A 16,408-nucleotide genomic window follows, 5' to 3' on the forward strand; every position below is an offset into this window, starting at 1 on the left:
ATCACTGGTACTCCAACAGCAAGTGGAACATTCAACTACACAGTAACCTTAACAGGTGGTTGTGGAACTGTAACATCTACGGGTTCAATCATTGTAACACCAAACAATACAAGTACAAGAACATCAGCCGCAGGCACAAATGCACAAACAAGATGCATCAATACCGCGATAACCAATATTACGTATGCGACAACCGGTGCAACTGGCGCAACTTTCTCAGGTTTACCGGCAGGTGTAGCAGGATTTTGGGCGGCAAACGTTGCAACAATCACTGGTACTCCAACAGCAAGTGGAACATTCAACTACACAGTAAACTTAACAGGTGGTTGTGGAACTGTAACATCTACGGGTTCAATTATTGTAACACCCAACAACACAATTGCTTTATCATCGGCTGCGGGTACAGATGCACAAACAAAATGCATTAGTACAGCCGTTACCAACATTACATATGCAACATCCGGTGCAACTGGCGCAACTTTCTCAGGTTTACCGGCAGGTGTAACAGGATCTTGGGCAGCAAATGTGGCAACCATCACGGGTTCTCCATCCGTGTCGGTGGCTTCACCATACAATTACACGGTAACTTTAACTGGAGGTTGTGGAACTACAACCGCTACAGGTACTATAACAGTAAATCCATTACCCATAGGCTCAGCTTCACCGCAAACAATCTGTAATGCCAGAACTAGCAGTGTTGCACTAAACTCAACAGTAGTAAGTGGCACAACATTTACTTGGACTGCTGCCATACAAACAACACCGACCGGTGGAACAATAACTGGATTTAGTAATTGTGCTGCTGCTTGTGGGCCTTCAATTACCCAGACATTAACCAATTCAGGAACAACGACAGGCGTAATACGCTACACCGTTACACCAACTGCTGCCGGATGTCCAGGTACGCCGTTTACCGTGGATGTAACAGTGAATCCAAAACCAGTAGTAACTTTAGCTAATGCTAATATAACGGAACAATGTTCAGCTAAATTAACAGCACAAACTGCAACTGACAACTGTGGAGTCACAGTAACCGGAACTACAAACGATGCATTAGAATATAAAACGCAAGGAGGTCCATATGTTGTTAATTGGTCTTTTGATTTTGGCAATGGTAATGTAATCATAGCAAAACAAACTGTTACTATTGATGATACAATAGCACCTGTACCAGACACACCATTAACTGCGTTAAATTTTTCAGGTTGCCAAATAGATAATTTACCAATACCAACAGCAACTGATAACTGTACCACTGCTGGAAATATAACAATAACCCCTAATATTACTTTCCCATTTACAACTCAAGAAACTACAATAGTTACTTGGACATACAACGATGGTAACGGAAACACAACAACTCAAACACAAAATGTAACGCTAACAGCACCATCAATTTCCGGAGGATCTTTGTCAGGTTATATTAGTGACATAGTTCCGCAACCTGCTGCTACTGATAATATAGCTATCACTTCTTGCCCTAATGATACAAACCCGATAACACTAAATTTATCAGGTCAAACAGGCACAATTGTTCGTTGGGAAAAATTCGAAGCTGGAGATACAGTATGGAATGTTATTAAAGATAATACTAATACTCCTATTAATACTGACACATATAATATCGAGTTTAATTTTAGTAACACTAAATCCACTTTATTTAGAGTGTTAATTCAAGTAGGAAACTGCACGAAATATTCAAATATGGTAAATGTACATGCTATTCCTCCTGATGTCCCACCAATTTTAGATCAAAATTATTTCAATATATGCCTTGGTGCTTCAGTTACTTTAGTAGCGCGTAACGGATATACTTCTACAGTAAATGTAGGAAATGGTGGGGATTTTAATACGGGGCAATTTCCTGCTAAGTGGGATCCTACCCAATGGAAAATTGATGGAGAAGTAGCAGGAACGGCATGGACAGCCGCGGCAAATAACACAAAAGTCAACAATTGGACAGGAACCAATGATGCTAAAAATGTAGGTACTGCCTATATAATAAAATATGATAATGGCACAGCGGGGAAGAAATTTGGAATGGCCCATGGCAATTATAATAGCACAGCTTATACTGATAAGTATGGTGTAGGACCAACAACCTTAGAAACCCCTATATTTAGTTTGAAAGGTTTAGCAGAAGCGTCTATTTGCTTCGACCAAGCGTATCACCTACGTGCGGGAGATTATGCCAAGTTAGAGTTGTCATTAGATGGCGGAGCAAATTATGGTATTACCTTACAAGAATTAATTGGAACATCAAACCCGCCATTAACTTGGGATTGGCAGAATCATCCTCCTTCTACTGCCAGTTATTATATGTTTGCAAACGATAACTCATGTTTTGATTTATATGAATATATTAAAACAATTCCTGCTGGTGGCCTTACTAATCTTAGAGTGAAATGGACATTTTTCGGAACGACTGATGAAAGCGTATGGGCAATAGACAATATTACAATTCCAGTTAAACCTTATAGTGACGAGTTAGAATGGACTGATGGACTTGGCAGCCCTGGACAATATATCATAAGAGATAAATTAGAGGTCGCCTATACTTTCCCGCCCACATCGCCTGGTGTCCATAAATACGGAGCAACAAGTTTAATTAACGGATGTAGAGCATATGATCCAGCCGGAACGGCAATAGCAACTGTAGCAGTAAATTATGCCTATGCCGGTGAAGCAATGGGATATACCAATGCAGAGTGTGGAGAAAGAACGGTAAATCTTAATGCGTATGACAATACCAAAACAGCTGATGAAAATAAGGCTAAAGGTGCCTACCCATTAGCAACTAATACTTTTAGTGATGATCCAGGTACAGGAGCAACAGGAACATGGTCCGTCTTTAATACTACAAATACATGTGGAACCTATAGTTTTTCTGATGTGAAGAGTCCAACCTCATCTTTTTCGGGTGATGCAGGAGTTTATACTTTGAGATGGAAGCTAGATGTTTCTGGCTGTTATAGCGATGTTCAAGTAACATTAACCAGTTGCGATGTTATTGATTTTGACGGCGTTGATGATTATGTAGCTTTTAAAAATAATTATGGATTAGGTAGTGCATTTAGTATAGAAGTATGGGTAAAACCAGATCCACAACCAGCAAACCCATTAAGTACCATCCAAACCATTCTATCTAAACGAAATGCAAACAGTCTTGTTGATGGTTATGACTTAAGACTTGTTGGAAGTACACTAACCTTTAATTGGAATAATGGAAGTAAAATAACTTCGCCCTTCCCATTAACTACCAGTAGATGGTATCATGTTGCTGTTACCTATAGTGGTGGAATCTATATATTGTATATAGACGGAATTGAAGTTATTCGTTCTGCTGGTTCTGCACCAACAATTAATAGCTTTGAGTGCATTGCGGGAGCTATGGATCAAACAGGAAACCCTCCAAACAAACCTGTAAATCATTTTTCAGGATGGATGGATGAATTAAGAATTTGGGATGTAGGTTTAAGCCCAGACCATGTACGACAAATGATGAATCAACAAATCATTAATAATGGTGCTGCCGTTAGAGGAGAAATAATACCTATTGATATCAATGGACCGGATGCCAATAAAGACGGAACCGATGACCAACCCTTAAATTGGGCAAATTTAAAAGGCTATTACCGTATGAATCTAATCGATTGTGGTTATCTTAAACCTTTTGGAGGAAAAGGTGTTGATGGCAAATTAAGAAATATTACGAGTTCCCAAGAAGAAACTGCTCCTTTACCTTATGTTTCAATAAGAGATGGTAATTGGACCGATAGAGGTGCCGGTACAACTCCATGGAAATATAGTGATTCTGTTTGGGATTATCCAAATAGTACTGGTTATAATGGAACTCTAATCGATTGGAATATTGTACAAGCGGCACACAACATTAGTTCTGGGAATAAAGACATTACCGTATTAGGTTTAATTTCAACTGCCGGTAGATTAACAATTGCAGATCCTACGCCGACCATTCCAATTGAAAAAAATGACGGTCAGGGCTTATGGATTACCCTTTATTTAAAATTGAATGGTACTATTGATCTGGTAGGAGAATCACAATTGGTACAAAAGAGATATGGCACCTATAATCCAACTGACCAATTATTTATTACTACACAATTCAGCGAAAGTATTTTTGACGCAACCAGTTTAGGATATATTGAACGGGATCAACAAGGCAAACAAAACAGTTTCAATTACAATTATTGGTCATCACCCGTAAGTACTATTCAAGGGCTCATTAATAATACGCCACACTCCGTTCCAGGTATTTTAAGGGATGGTACAAATTCCGCTGTTCCAAAAACTATAACTTTTGGTGATGGTGCTTTTTTTGCCGACGGCTCCCTTTCTATTCCCATAAACATCAGTAACCGTTGGATATGGTCCTATAATTCAGCAACACCAGATTCTAATACGGATTGGCAAGACTATTTTCAATGGAACTATATTGCAAATACAGGGTCATTAAAAGTGGGAGAAGGATTTACCATGAAGGGTACAGGTGGAACAGCAGCAATCAATGCGCTACAAAATCATGTTTTTGTTGGAAAGCCTAATTCTGGAACTATTACGCTACCCTTACCTGCAATCCAAACCTATTTAGTAGGAAATCCCTATCCATCCGCACTCGATGCCGATGAATTTATTTTAGATAATTTGGCAGGCAGAGGAGCAGGTGTCAATGTATTTAATGGCGCGCTCTATTTCTGGGATCATTTTGGTCAGTCAGACAATCATATATTGGCCGAATATCAAGGTGGCTATGCAACTTATACTTTAACGGGAGGCGTTAAAGCTATCAATGACAGCCCTTTAAATGTAAATGATGGAAAAATTGGAGATAATAGACCGGGGCGCTACATACCCGTAGGGCAAGGATTTTTTGTAGATGCCTATTTAGACCCTTCCATAAATGGGACAACAACAACCGTTGATGGTGGTTTTATTAATTTTAAAAATAGTCAACGGGTATTTGTCAGAGAAACTTCGGCGAGTTCCATTTTCATGAAAACTGCGGGAACTAAAAGCACAAAAACACAAGAAACAACGGATACAAGATTAAAAATCAGACTTGGTTTTGACTCAACTGTGGGTGCACATCGTCAATTATTAGTTGGTGCGGACAATAACACCACAAATCAGTTTGATATTGGTTATGATGCACAAATGTTTGACATGAATGATAATGATATGTATTGGGAATTAAGTAACAGTCAGTTTGTGATTCAGGCGGTTCCAAACTTTAATGATGATCAAATAATCCCTTTCGGACTTATCGTGGCTGATGAAGGTAAAGCAACTATCCAAATTGACGCTTTAGAAAATATACCCGAAACTCTCGAAATTTATTTACATGACAACATAACCGGAATTTATCACGACATTAAAAATAATACTTTCCCAATTTCACTCGCGATTGGTGAATATAAAAATCGTTTCTCCTTACAATTTGTGAACAAGTTATATGGTGTTGACAAAACCAATTTGGATGAAGGAATTATGGTATATTACACCAATAACAATAAAGTTCTAAACATCAAGAATAATTTTATTGACGCAACGGTAAACACGGTATATCTTTTCAATATATTAGGTCAACCTATAGCAGATTGGATTGTTGAAGATATAAAACAAAACAATATACAAATTCCAATTAAAAATTTAAATACAGGAATCTATATTGCAAAAATTATGACTTCCAAAGGCGATTTTAGTAAAAAGATAATTATTAAATAACTAAATCTATCTCTAATGATAAAAACTGGCTTAATTAATTAAATATTAACCCTAATTATAAAATTGATATTAATTATTCTTTTTATATTTGAAAATTAATTCAACTAATAATACAATTTTAACTATAAAACAAAATGAAGAAAATAGGTACCCTTTTAGCAATATTTTTATTTGCAATTAATGCCAGCGCTCAAGAAGTAAAAACTGTTGCAAAAGAAAAAGCTAAAAAAGAATCTTGTTGTGCAAAAAAAGATTCAAAATCAAAAGCGATGAGTGCAGCAGAAGTAGAAAAATGTAACACAAAATGCAAAGCGGAAGGAAAAAAATGTGATGCATCAATGGCTAAAGCCAGTGGGAAAAAATGCTAAACTAAAGCGAAATTATTCGATTCTCCATAAAAAACGCCTCTAAATTTAGATACGTTTTTCTATTTTTACAATTCCGATATAAATAATTTATGACTATCCGTAATGCGGACTAAAATCATTTCGAATACAATTTTCGTCGTTTGTACATTTATAAAGCATAAATATTAGCCCACAGATTGTACAGATTATACCGATTTACACGGATTTTTTTACTTGGTGAATCAAACTGTTATTTAAATCTGTGCAAAATCCGTTCAATCCGTGTTATCTGTGTGTCCTATTTTATCCTTTGGAACATATTGCGGACTGTCATAAAATAATTTACGCATATTTTATTTAACTCTTACACTCCATTCAAAATCCATTTCGGAAACCTGGATTCCTTTTTCATCTGTTCCAATGGATTTCATCCAGAAGGTTTGCCCTTCCCCACTAGCAATAGTTTCTTCAATGGCTTTTTCTATTAAAGGGCCGTCATTACAAGTAAAAGTTATTCTTCCAGTCGCTTTTTTTGTGAAATTCCCTTTATTGTTAGCCACTAGCATCGATATTTTTTTGCCGCTTTTTTGAATTTGATACATCACCAAAGCTCCCGTAGAAAGCTCCGCAGCCATAGCTTGCACAGCAAAATACATGGAATGAAAAGGATTTTGGTTAATCCAGCGGTGTTTTACTGACACTACACATTGATGGGCATCTATCTCTTTTACACGTACGCCACAGATAAATGCCGATGGTAATTTGAACAATAGAAATTTATTAAGTTTTGATACGGTAAGTTTCATATGAAGCTAATATTTGTTTTTTATAGGACTCGAGCGACAGCGAACAGGCGAAGCAATATGGTATCGCCATTCTTTATTATTTTTGGGATTTTGAATCATGGCGAGTTCATTATTACTGGTTTTTTTGCTAAAATACAAAAAAATATTATGCGTACATATAAAAACATATTGTTAATATTTTGTTAATATTTAGTACTATGCTAAACATGATACTGTCTTTTAGCCATATATTTGCATAAGAAATTACTATATACTTTTAATCATGGAAACAACTACCGAAAAAAACGCTGCAACATTTACTCATTTGAGTTCCTTAACTCAATATTTTATTCCTTTTGGAAATTACATTTTCCCAATATTGATTTGGTCTTCAAAAAAAGACAAATCGGAATTTGTGGATCATAATGGTAAACAAGTGCTGAATTTCCAATTGAGTTTGTTATTGTATTCTTTAATACTAATTATGATAGCCGTACCTACATTTCTAATTACTTTCTTTAAGAATATTCCTTTTGAAGCTTTAATAAATGATCACGATATTGTTTTGAGAAATTTTAGTTTCGAGGGTAACATAGGGATGTTAACAGTAGGTTTAGTTGCTGTTTTAATTTTTGTGCTTTTGAAAATAGCTGAATTCTTTTTAATCATCTATGCTTCCATAAAAACATCAAATGGAGAAAAATACAACTACCCAATAACGATTCCTTTTATTAAATAGGAAAAGAAAATAGATTAAAAGATAATAGAAGTAATAAAACGAATCAAATAGCCCTGATGGAAGTGAAAATCCTTTTTATTTTTCCTTTAAAAATAAAAAGATTGCAACGGACAGCAGGAAAAGCTCCAAAAAAACAATCATCAATCATCAATCAAAAAATGAACAGTTTAACAAACGAATCGAAATCAAAAAAAAGAAATTATGAACATTGAAAACACAAAAGCCCAGATGCGTAAAGGTGTTCTCGAGTTTTGCATCTTATCTGTATTGAAAGAAAAAGATGCCTACACATCGGAAATATTAGACACTTTGAAAAACGCAAAATTGTTAGTGGTGGAGGGAACCATTTATCCACTGCTCACCCGATTGAAAAATGATGGATTACTCAACTACCGTTGGGAAGAATCAACATCAGGACCACCAAGAAAATACTATGGTCTGACCGAAATAGGACAAGCTTTTTTAAACGAACTTAGTGGCACTTGGACTGAATTATCTGATGCCGTAAACCTTATAACCAACCAAAAACAATAGTCATGAACAAAACTGTAAATATAAACCTAGGCGGAATGTTCTTTCATATAGATGAAGATGCATACCAAAAATTAACCCGATACTTTGATGCCATAAAACGTTCTTTATCTAATTCATCAGGGCATGATGAAATTATAAAAGATATTGAAATGCGTGTTTCAGAATTATTGAACGAGAAACAAATAAGTGACAAACACGTTGTAGGAATAAAAGATGTAGATGAGGTAATTGCCGTAATGGGACAACCTGAAGATTACATCATTGAAGATGAATTGAAAGGTTCTCAAACGTATAGTGACCACTCCAACAGAAGATCAAAAAAACTATACAGAGACAAAGAAAAAGGGATGATTGGCGGAGTTGCCGCAGGATTAGGTCACTATTTTGGAATCGATGCCGTTTGGATCAGAATTGTTCTGCTATTATTAGTTTTTGCTGGATTTGGAACAGGGATTCTTGCTTATATTATTCTATGGGTTGTAACACCGGAAGCTATTACGACTTCCGAAAAACTAGAAATGACTGGAGAACCGGTTAACATTTCGAATATCGAAAAAAAAGTTAGAGAAGAGTTTGAAAGCGTTTCAGGCAAAATAAAAAATGTTGATTATGACAAATATGGCAATCAAATAAAAACGGGTGCCAGCAAAATAGGAAACTCATTTGGTGATTTCATCATGACTGTTTTTAAGGTTTTTGCAAAATTTTTAGGGGTGATTTTGATTATCACCGGAATTGCAACTTTAATTTCTTTACTAATAGCCGTTTTTACTTTAGGTTCTTCGAATTTTATTGATGTGCCTTGGCAAAGTTTCATTGAAGCGGGGAATTTTACTGATTATCCAATATGGTCTTTTGGATTATTGATGTTCTTTGCAGTTGGAATTCCGTTCTTTTTCTTGACTCTTTTAGGTTTTAAATTATTGTCTCCAAATATGAAGCCAATAGGAAATATTGCAAAATATACATTGTTGGCACTTTGGATAATTGCCATAGCCATCCTAATTTCAATTGGAATAAAACAAGCATCTGAAGTGGCATACGAAGGAAAAACTGTTCAAAAAGAAACTATTAATCTCATGCCAACTGACACTTTATATGTAAAATTTAGATACAATGATTATTATACTAAAAGCATTAATGACAGGGAAAACTTCAAGTTTGTACAAGATTCTGCAAATGCTCAATTAATTTATTCCAACAATGTGAGATTGCAAATTTTACATACTGATGAGAAATTACCATTCATTCAGATTGAGAAAATGGCAAGAGGAAAATCATTTCAAGATGCCAAAAAAAGAGCCGAAAAAATAAAATATACTATTAAAATTGAAGGAAATCATTTGATTCTAGACAATTATTTATTGACTGAAGTGACTAATAAATTCCGTGATCAGGAAGTGGAAATCTTCTTATACCTACCCGAAGGGACTTTATTGAAACCAGATTCTTCTGTTCAGGATTATGACAGATCTGATGATTCGTTCTTCAACTTGCATTTTAGTTCTGACAACTACATTTATAAAGTAGAAAACTCACAAATAAAATGTTTAAATTGTCCTGCTGATGAAAATGAATATGATGACGTAGAAAATGACATGAACGATGACAGCACCCAAACATCGGTCACAATTAATCAAAACGGAGTTTCTGTAAAAAATGACACTATCATTAATTCAAAAAACAACATTCAAGAATTAAAAATCAATAAAGACGGCATTATCATTAAAACCAAATAGCCATGATAAAATTCATCACATTGATCACAAAATTCATTATTGTTACTTTGGTTGCATTATTGTTTGCATCATGTAATCACATGATAAACATAAAATCAATAGAAGGAAGTGGCCATGTCACAACTGAAAAGAGAATTGTGCAAGGCGATTTTAAAAATGTTGAAGTCAGCAATGCTATAGATCTTATCATTGAACAATCAGACAAAACAGAAATCATTGTTGAAGCTGATGATAATTTGCAAAAAGAAATCACCACCAAAGTGGAAAACGGCGTTCTTATTATTGCCTGTGATTATAATTCTTTCAACAATATAAAATCCAAAAAAGTAACGGTAAAGATGCCTGTTATTAATCGATTAGAGGCTTCCAGTGCAGCTACAATCAAAAGCAGCAATACATTAAAAGGGGAAAATATTAAACTGGAATCCTCAAGCGCAGCTTCAATAGATGTAAATATTGAATCGGATGCTATTTTTTGTGAATCCAGTAGCGGAAGTACTATTGTCATCAATGGAAAAGCACTTAAACTAGATGCAGCAGCGTCAAGTGGAAGCACAATAGATTCCAAAAATTTATTGGCAAATGAAATCAAAGCTAATGCTTCAAGCGGCGCTTCTGTTGATGTACATCCAATTGTAAGCTTGGATGCAGAAGCATCTAGTGGAGGAAGCGTGAGTTATAATACAGTTCCAAAATCAATTCGAAAAGAAGAGAATTCAGGAGGAAGCATTCATCAGGAATAAGAATTTCTTTTTAATCAAAAATTAGATAAAATCATCCATCAAAAGTGGATGGTTTTTTTATATTTGTATACATCTAATCCAAATGAAAATGAAAAAATATACTGCCATACTCCTACTCCTTTTATCAACCACATTGACATTGGCACAGAAAAAAGATAAAATAAAAGGATCAAAAACGGTTACCGTTGAGCAAAGAGACGTTGGTAATTTTGAAGCGCTTGAAGTAGAAGATAATCTCAAAGTTCATTTGGAAAGAGGAGAAAAAACCGAAATAAAAATTGAAGCCGATGACAATTTACACGATATTATTTCATTCGATTTAAGAGACAATATACTGCGCATTTATACCACTAAAGAAGCGGTGAATTACAAAAACCTAATTGTAAGAGTTACCTATACCAATGATTTAAATCTGGTAACTTCAAAAAATGAATCAACTATAAACGCAATACAAGAAATTCAATTAGACAATTTAACATTTAAAGCCCATGATTTTTCCCAACTTTATTTGAATGTCAATACCAAGAATTTCATATTACAAGCTGATGACAAATCAAAAACGGAACTGAATTTAAAATCAGAAAATGCAATCATCGAATTGAGTAAAAATTCATCTCTAAAAGCATTAGTTACTACTATTGATTTGAAAGTTGATATCTACCAAAAATCAAACGCGACTATAGAAGGTGACGCGACTAATGCGATAATCCGATTGGATAATAATTCAACCTTAACAGGAAATAAACTTACCATAAAAAATGCCGATGTAACCACCGAAAGTTATTCCACTTGCAGCTTAAATGTGACAACAGCGGCTATTATCGATGCCGCAGAAAAATCAGAAATTCAGCTTGTAGGCAGCCCGAAAATTGAAATGCGACAATTTGCTGATGAAGCTAAATTGATTAAAAAATTGAAATAGAAAATCCTCTCCCCAACCCCTTCCTCCCCCAACCCCTCCAAAGGAGGGGGAATAAAAATTGGAATTAATTAACTCATATCTAACCAACAAAAAGTCCCACTTGCTAAGGCAAATGGGACTTTTTCATTTTGAAAAGTTAGCAAGATTAAAAAACAATCTAACAAATCTATTATCTATCTGTCTATTATCTTTTATCTTAAAAAAAAATCTAATTGACTTTATTCTTTAGCAGCCAAATATCTTTCGGCATCCAAAGCAGCCATACAGCCTGTTCCTGCAGCAGTTATTGCTTGACGATATACATGATCCGCAGCATCACCAGCAACGAAAACACCTCCAACATTCGTTTTTGAAGTCCCTGGGGTATTGACAATATATCCGGTTTCGTCTAATGTGATATATTCTTTAAAAATATCTGTATTTGGTTTGTGACCAATAGCTACAAAGAAACCGGTAGCTTCAATATCAAAAACTTCATTTGTAGTTTTATTTAAAGCCTTTACACCAGTAACCACTTGTTCATCTCCTAGTACTTCAATAGTATCGTGATTCATCAATATGGTTATGTTCTCCGTTTTACGAACGCGTTCTTCCATTATTTTTGAAGCTCTGAATTTTTCGCTTCGCACCAACATCGTTACTTTTTTACAAAGTTTTGATAAATAGTGTGCTTCTTCACAAGCTGAATCTCCTGCCCCAACAATTACTACTTCTTGATTTCTGTAGAAAAAACCGTCACAAACAGCACATGCAGAAACTCCACCGCCCATTTTTAAATAATGTTGCTCTGATGATAAACCTAAATATTTTGCCGTTGCACCTGTAGAAATAATTACGGTTTCACAATGCAATTCTTTAGTGCCATTGATCCAAACTTTATGAATATCACCCGTGAAATCAACTTTAGTTGCCCAACCATCACGTACATCAGTACCAAAACGTTGTGCTTGCGTTTGCAATTGAACCATCATCTCAGGTCCTGTAACACCATCAACATAACCAGGAAAGTTCTCTACTTCATTTGTTGTTGTTAATTGGCCTCCAGGTTGGATTCCTTGGTATAAAACGGGATTCATGTTAGCTCTGGCGGCATAAATAGCTGCAGTATAACCCGCTGGACCAGAACCTATAATAAGACATTTAATTTTTTCGATTGTATCTGACATAGTACGATTATATTATAATTTTTAACAGTGCAAAAATAAGTCATAATTACTGTATTATAGAACCTGAATAATCAGTTTTTATTATTCTACAATAAAAAAATCCCTTCTGTTGAGACAGAAAGGATTTTTAGTCGGGGTGGCAGGATTCGAACCTGCGGCCTCCTGCTCCCAAAGCAGGCGCGATAACCGAGCTACGCTACACCCCGAAATCGGGTGCAAATATAGTACTATTTTTGGCTTATGCAAAACTATTTCAGAAATTAAGGACTAAATTTATTTGGTTCGAAAATCAATGTGAAAATCTAAAATAAATTTGTTTTTCTAAAGCATTATTCAGCCACAACTCCTCTAGCCCAGATGGCAGTGAAAAGCTTCGACGGGCTGCTCTCGATTTTTTCTTGACAGAAAAGAGCGACCAAAGGAAGCTCCTTTTATGGCTTTAGAAAAAAAAGGGAGTAGCTCAAGTCCCGAAGCATCGGGATTGAAACGGACAGCTGGAATAGCTCCAAAAAACGACCTCAATTAAAAAAATGATAATAGGTCAAATAGCAAGGAATCAAGCTTTAACAAATGTTAACAAAATAGATTTTTAGAAACCATAAATAATTGTATTTTTACGGTTCAAAATTTAGAAAAATAAATGGGCAAAATCATCGCGATTGCTAATCAAAAAGGTGGAGTTGGAAAGACTACAACGTCTGTAAATCTTGCTGCTTCATTAGGTGTTTTAGAAAAAAGAGTTTTACTAATAGATGCAGATCCTCAAGCAAATGCCAGTTCTGGCTTAGGTATTGATGTAGAAAACGTTGAAATAGGAACCTATCAAATTTTAGAACACAGTCATACCCCGAAAGAGGCCATCATAAAATGTTCCGCTCCAAATGTGGATGTGATTCCATCTCATATTGATCTTGTTGCCATCGAAATCGAATTGGTTGATAAAGAAAATAGGGAATATATGCTTAAAAAAGCATTGGAAAGTGTCAAAGACGAGTACGATTATATCATCATAGATTGTGCACCATCACTAGGATTACTTACATTGAATGCTTTGACTGCTGCTGACTCCGTGATTATTCCAATTCAATGTGAATATTTCGCCTTGGAAGGTTTAGGAAAATTATTAAATACGATAAAAAGTATCCAAAAAATTCACAATCCAGATTTAGATATTGAAGGGTTATTATTGACCATGTTTGACTCCAGATTGCGTTTATCAAACCAGGTAGTTGAAGAGGTTCAAAAACATTTCAACGACATGGTTTTTGATACCATTATTCAAAGAAATGTAAAACTGAGCGAAGCACCAAGCTTTGGAGAAAGTATAATAAACTACGATGCGACAAGCAAAGGAGCTACCAATTACTTACATCTTGCTCAAGAAGTTATAAAGAAAAACAGTAAATAGTTTTATGGCAAAAGCACTAAAAAAACAAGCCTTAGGAAGAGGATTATCTGCATTATTGAAAGATCCGGAAAACGATATAAAATCCGTTGATGATAAAAATGCCGATAAAGTTGTAGGAAATATTATTGAGCTTGAAATAAATGCGATTGAAATAAATCCGTTCCAGCCAAGAAGCAATTTCAATGAAGAATCGCTGAGAGAATTAGCAACTTCCATTAAAGAGTTAGGCGTTATTCAGCCTATTACCGTACGTAAATTAGACTTCAATAAATACCAGTTGATTTCGGGTGAACGCCGTCTTCGTGCGTCAACTCTTGTGGGATTGACTACTGTTCCTGCTTACATTCGTATTGCAAATGACAATGAATCACTAGTGATGGCATTGGTTGAAAATATTCAGCGCCATGATTTGGATCCAATTGAGATTGCACTTTCGTACCAACGTTTAATTGATGAAATTCAATTGACTCAAGAACAAATGAGTGAGCGTGTGGGAAAAAAACGTTCTACAATTGCCAATTATTTGAGACTTTTGAAATTAGACCCGATAATCCAAACCGGGATTCGTGATGGTTTCATTAGTATGGGGCATGGTCGTGCGATAATCAATATTGAAGACCAAGATATTCAAACTGATATTTATCAAAAAATTGTTAGTCAAAATCTATCCGTTCGTGATACCGAAGCTTTAGTAAAAAACTATCAGGAAAGTTTAAAACCAAAACCTGCCGGCAAACCTAAAACAGCGTCGTTTGAAATCGCAGATGCTCACAAAAGCACTTTTACAAATTATTTCGGAACCAAAGTCGATGTAAAAGTAGCCGGAAACGGTAAAGGAAAAATCACTATTCCATTTCACTCTGAAGAAGATTTCAACAGAATTATTAAACTAATAAACGAGTAGTGCATAAAATCATTTTCATGGGTCTATTCCTCTTTATAGTAGGAAACGCTACTGTTTTTGGGCAATCGAAAACTGAGGAAGCGATTCTGATAGCAAAAGATACTTTGAAATCGAATGATATAGATCCTTTGACACCTGCAAAAGCAGCCTTTTATTCGGCAGTTTTACCGGGACTGGGTCAAGCTTACAACAAAAAATACTGGAAAATACCTCTTGTTTACGGTGCTATAGGAACTAGTCTTTATTTTTACATTAGCAATAATAAAAAATACCATCAATATAGAGATGCCTATAAAAGCAGATTAGAAGGATATACTACGGATGATTTTGCTTTCTTAGACAATAACCGATTAATTGCCGGACAAAAATTTTATCAAAGAAATCGGGACTTATCTGCTTTGGTAACTTTGGGATTTTATGTTCTAAATATTGTTGACGCCAATGTTGATGCTGCCTTGTTGCAGTTTAATGTTGACGAAAACTTATCCGTAAGACCAAATATTTATCCCAATGATGTAACATTCAAAACAAACTTCGGACTAACTCTTAATTATAACTTTTAACTTCAGGACGATACAACCCGTCAGGTTAATGTTTATTTAAATTTAAAAAATTAAAACAAATGAAAATTGCGCTTTTAGGATACGGAAAAATGGGTCAGGTAATAGAAAGAATTGCTCTTGAAAGAGGTCATGAAATTGTTTTGAAAAAAGATGAATTCAACACTTATGAAGGCCTTTCAAATGCTGATGTGGCTATCGATTTCAGTGTTCCAACAGCAGCTGTCAGTAATATTTCCAATTGTTTCCATGCTAATGTTCCTGTGATTTCCGGAACAACCGGCTGGTTAGAACATTATGATGAAATGTTAGCACTTTGCGCAGCAAAAAACGGAGGATTTATATCCAGTTCTAATTTTAGTTTAGGCGTGAATATTTTCTTTGAACTCAATGAGTATTTGGCTAAAATAATGTCAAAATTCGACAGCTACACGGTTGACATGGAAGAAATTCATCATACCCAAAAACTGGATGCACCAAGTGGAACTGCCATTTCATTAGCAAAAGGAGTAATTGAAAATAGTTTCTACACGAATTGGACATTAGAGAGTCCTAAAGCAAATGAAATCCATATTGAAGCCAAAAGAATTGGATCGGTTCCAGGAACTCATACAGTAACCTACAATTCATCAGTTGATGCTATAGAAATAAAACACACTGCACACAGTCGTGAAGGTTTTGCCCTTGGAGCTGTAATTGCTGCTGAATGGATTGTAGGCAAACAAGGTGTTTTTACAATGAAAGATGTTTTAAATTTAGAATAAACTTGTTTCAAACTTAAGGTTTAAAGTTCTAAATTGAACAACCTTAAACTTT

13 protein-coding genes and 1 tRNA gene are annotated in these 16,408 nt (G+C 35.2%); 11 read left to right on the forward strand and 3 right to left on the reverse strand.

Features of this window, described 5'->3' with window-relative positions:
* The coding region (locus ACNO7W_RS15250) for a LamG-like jellyroll fold domain-containing protein (protein ID WP_417938770.1) at positions 1–5,745 on the forward strand (5,745 nt) is incomplete at its 5' end.
* A gap of 134 nt (positions 5,746–5,879) precedes the next feature.
* Positions 5,880–6,113, forward strand: coding sequence for a hypothetical protein (locus ACNO7W_RS15255; RefSeq protein ID WP_143385889.1), 234 nt, complete (start codon positions 5,880–5,882; stop codon positions 6,111–6,113).
* A gap of 332 nt (positions 6,114–6,445) precedes the next feature.
* Here ACNO7W_RS15255 and ACNO7W_RS15260 read toward each other — a convergent pair whose 3' ends face one another.
* Positions 6,446–6,898, reverse strand: a complete 453-nt coding sequence (locus tag ACNO7W_RS15260; RefSeq protein ID WP_417938771.1) for a DUF4442 domain-containing protein — start codon at positions 6,896–6,898, stop codon at positions 6,446–6,448.
* Between the two features lie 262 nt (positions 6,899–7,160).
* Here ACNO7W_RS15260 and ACNO7W_RS15265 point away from each other — a divergent pair, with 262 nt between their 5' ends.
* The 5 genes from ACNO7W_RS15265 to ACNO7W_RS15285 all read left to right on the forward strand — a co-directional run bounded on the left by ACNO7W_RS15265 (position 7,161) and on the right by ACNO7W_RS15285 (position 11,554).
* Positions 7,161–7,616 (forward strand): DUF4870 domain-containing protein, encoded by a 456-nt coding sequence (locus ACNO7W_RS15265; RefSeq protein ID WP_417938772.1) that lies wholly within the window; start codon positions 7,161–7,163, stop codon positions 7,614–7,616.
* Between the two features lie 201 nt (positions 7,617–7,817).
* The gene (locus ACNO7W_RS15270; RefSeq protein WP_314897111.1) at positions 7,818–8,150 is read left to right on the forward strand and encodes a PadR family transcriptional regulator; all 333 of its coding nucleotides are present in this window, start codon (positions 7,818–7,820) and stop codon (positions 8,148–8,150) included.
* A gap of 2 nt (positions 8,151–8,152) precedes the next feature.
* Positions 8,153–9,889, forward strand: a complete 1,737-nt coding sequence (locus ACNO7W_RS15275) for a PspC domain-containing protein (RefSeq protein WP_417938773.1) — start codon at positions 8,153–8,155, stop codon at positions 9,887–9,889.
* A gap of 2 nt (positions 9,890–9,891) precedes the next feature.
* On the forward strand, positions 9,892–10,632 hold the full coding sequence (locus ACNO7W_RS15280) for a head GIN domain-containing protein (protein WP_417938774.1): 741 nt from the start codon (positions 9,892–9,894) through the stop codon (positions 10,630–10,632).
* An 88-nt stretch (positions 10,633–10,720) separates the two neighbouring features.
* Entirely contained in the window at positions 10,721–11,554 is an 834-nt protein-coding gene (locus ACNO7W_RS15285) for a GIN domain-containing protein (RefSeq protein WP_417938775.1), read from the forward strand.
* Positions 11,555–11,772: 218 nt separating this feature from the next.
* Here ACNO7W_RS15285 and trxB read toward each other — a convergent pair whose 3' ends face one another.
* Both trxB and ACNO7W_RS15295 read right to left on the reverse strand, forming a co-directional pair.
* The gene (gene trxB / locus ACNO7W_RS15290) at positions 11,773–12,720 is read right to left on the reverse strand and encodes a thioredoxin-disulfide reductase (RefSeq protein WP_417938776.1); all 948 of its coding nucleotides are present in this window, start codon (positions 12,718–12,720) and stop codon (positions 11,773–11,775) included.
* 131 nt (positions 12,721–12,851) lie between these two features.
* Positions 12,852–12,926 (reverse strand) — tRNA-Pro (locus ACNO7W_RS15295).
* A 434-nt stretch (positions 12,927–13,360) separates the two neighbouring features.
* On the opposite strand from ACNO7W_RS15295, the gene ACNO7W_RS15300 reads away from it, so the two are divergent.
* From ACNO7W_RS15300 to dapB, 4 genes are read left to right on the forward strand one after another with little or no spacing between them, the layout of a single operon-like run.
* The gene (locus ACNO7W_RS15300; protein WP_417938777.1) at positions 13,361–14,128 is read left to right on the forward strand and encodes a ParA family protein; all 768 of its coding nucleotides are present in this window, start codon (positions 13,361–13,363) and stop codon (positions 14,126–14,128) included.
* A gap of 4 nt (positions 14,129–14,132) precedes the next feature.
* Entirely contained in the window at positions 14,133–15,032 is a 900-nt protein-coding gene (locus ACNO7W_RS15305; RefSeq protein WP_417938778.1) for a ParB/RepB/Spo0J family partition protein, read from the forward strand.
* A gap of 17 nt (positions 15,033–15,049) precedes the next feature.
* A complete protein-coding gene (locus ACNO7W_RS15310; protein ID WP_417938779.1) occupies positions 15,050–15,595 on the forward strand; it encodes a DUF5683 domain-containing protein in 546 nt (181 codons plus the stop codon).
* A 59-nt stretch (positions 15,596–15,654) separates the two neighbouring features.
* Positions 15,655–16,356, forward strand: a complete 702-nt coding sequence (gene dapB / locus ACNO7W_RS15315) for a 4-hydroxy-tetrahydrodipicolinate reductase (protein WP_417938780.1) — start codon at positions 15,655–15,657, stop codon at positions 16,354–16,356.
* The last annotated feature ends 52 nt before the right edge of the window (positions 16,357–16,408 follow it).

The organism is Flavobacterium sp. ZB4R12 (genome assembly GCF_048276375.1).
GTDB classification, from domain to species: domain Bacteria; phylum Bacteroidota; class Bacteroidia; order Flavobacteriales; family Flavobacteriaceae; genus Flavobacterium; species Flavobacterium gawalongense.

Coding starts and splice junctions, on each gene's coding strand:
- ACNO7W_RS15255 (WP_143385889.1), top strand. CDS start 5,880: ATGAAGAAAATAGGTACCCTTTTAGCAATATTTTTATTTGCAATTAAT.
- ACNO7W_RS15260 (WP_417938771.1), bottom strand. CDS start 6,898: ATGAAACTTACCGTATCAAAACTTAATAAATTTCTATTGTTCAAATTA.
- ACNO7W_RS15265 (WP_417938772.1), top strand. CDS start 7,161: ATGGAAACAACTACCGAAAAAAACGCTGCAACATTTACTCATTTGAGT.
- ACNO7W_RS15270 (WP_314897111.1), top strand. CDS start 7,818: ATGAACATTGAAAACACAAAAGCCCAGATGCGTAAAGGTGTTCTCGAG.
- ACNO7W_RS15275 (WP_417938773.1), top strand. CDS start 8,153: ATGAACAAAACTGTAAATATAAACCTAGGCGGAATGTTCTTTCATATA.
- ACNO7W_RS15280 (WP_417938774.1), top strand. CDS start 9,892: ATGATAAAATTCATCACATTGATCACAAAATTCATTATTGTTACTTTG.
- ACNO7W_RS15285 (WP_417938775.1), top strand. CDS start 10,721: ATGAAAAAATATACTGCCATACTCCTACTCCTTTTATCAACCACATTG.
- trxB (WP_417938776.1), bottom strand. CDS start 12,720: ATGTCAGATACAATCGAAAAAATTAAATGTCTTATTATAGGTTCTGGT.
- ACNO7W_RS15300 (WP_417938777.1), top strand. CDS start 13,361: ATGGGCAAAATCATCGCGATTGCTAATCAAAAAGGTGGAGTTGGAAAG.
- ACNO7W_RS15305 (WP_417938778.1), top strand. CDS start 14,133: ATGGCAAAAGCACTAAAAAAACAAGCCTTAGGAAGAGGATTATCTGCA.
- ACNO7W_RS15310 (WP_417938779.1), top strand. CDS start 15,050: ATGGGTCTATTCCTCTTTATAGTAGGAAACGCTACTGTTTTTGGGCAA.
- dapB (WP_417938780.1), top strand. CDS start 15,655: ATGAAAATTGCGCTTTTAGGATACGGAAAAATGGGTCAGGTAATAGAA.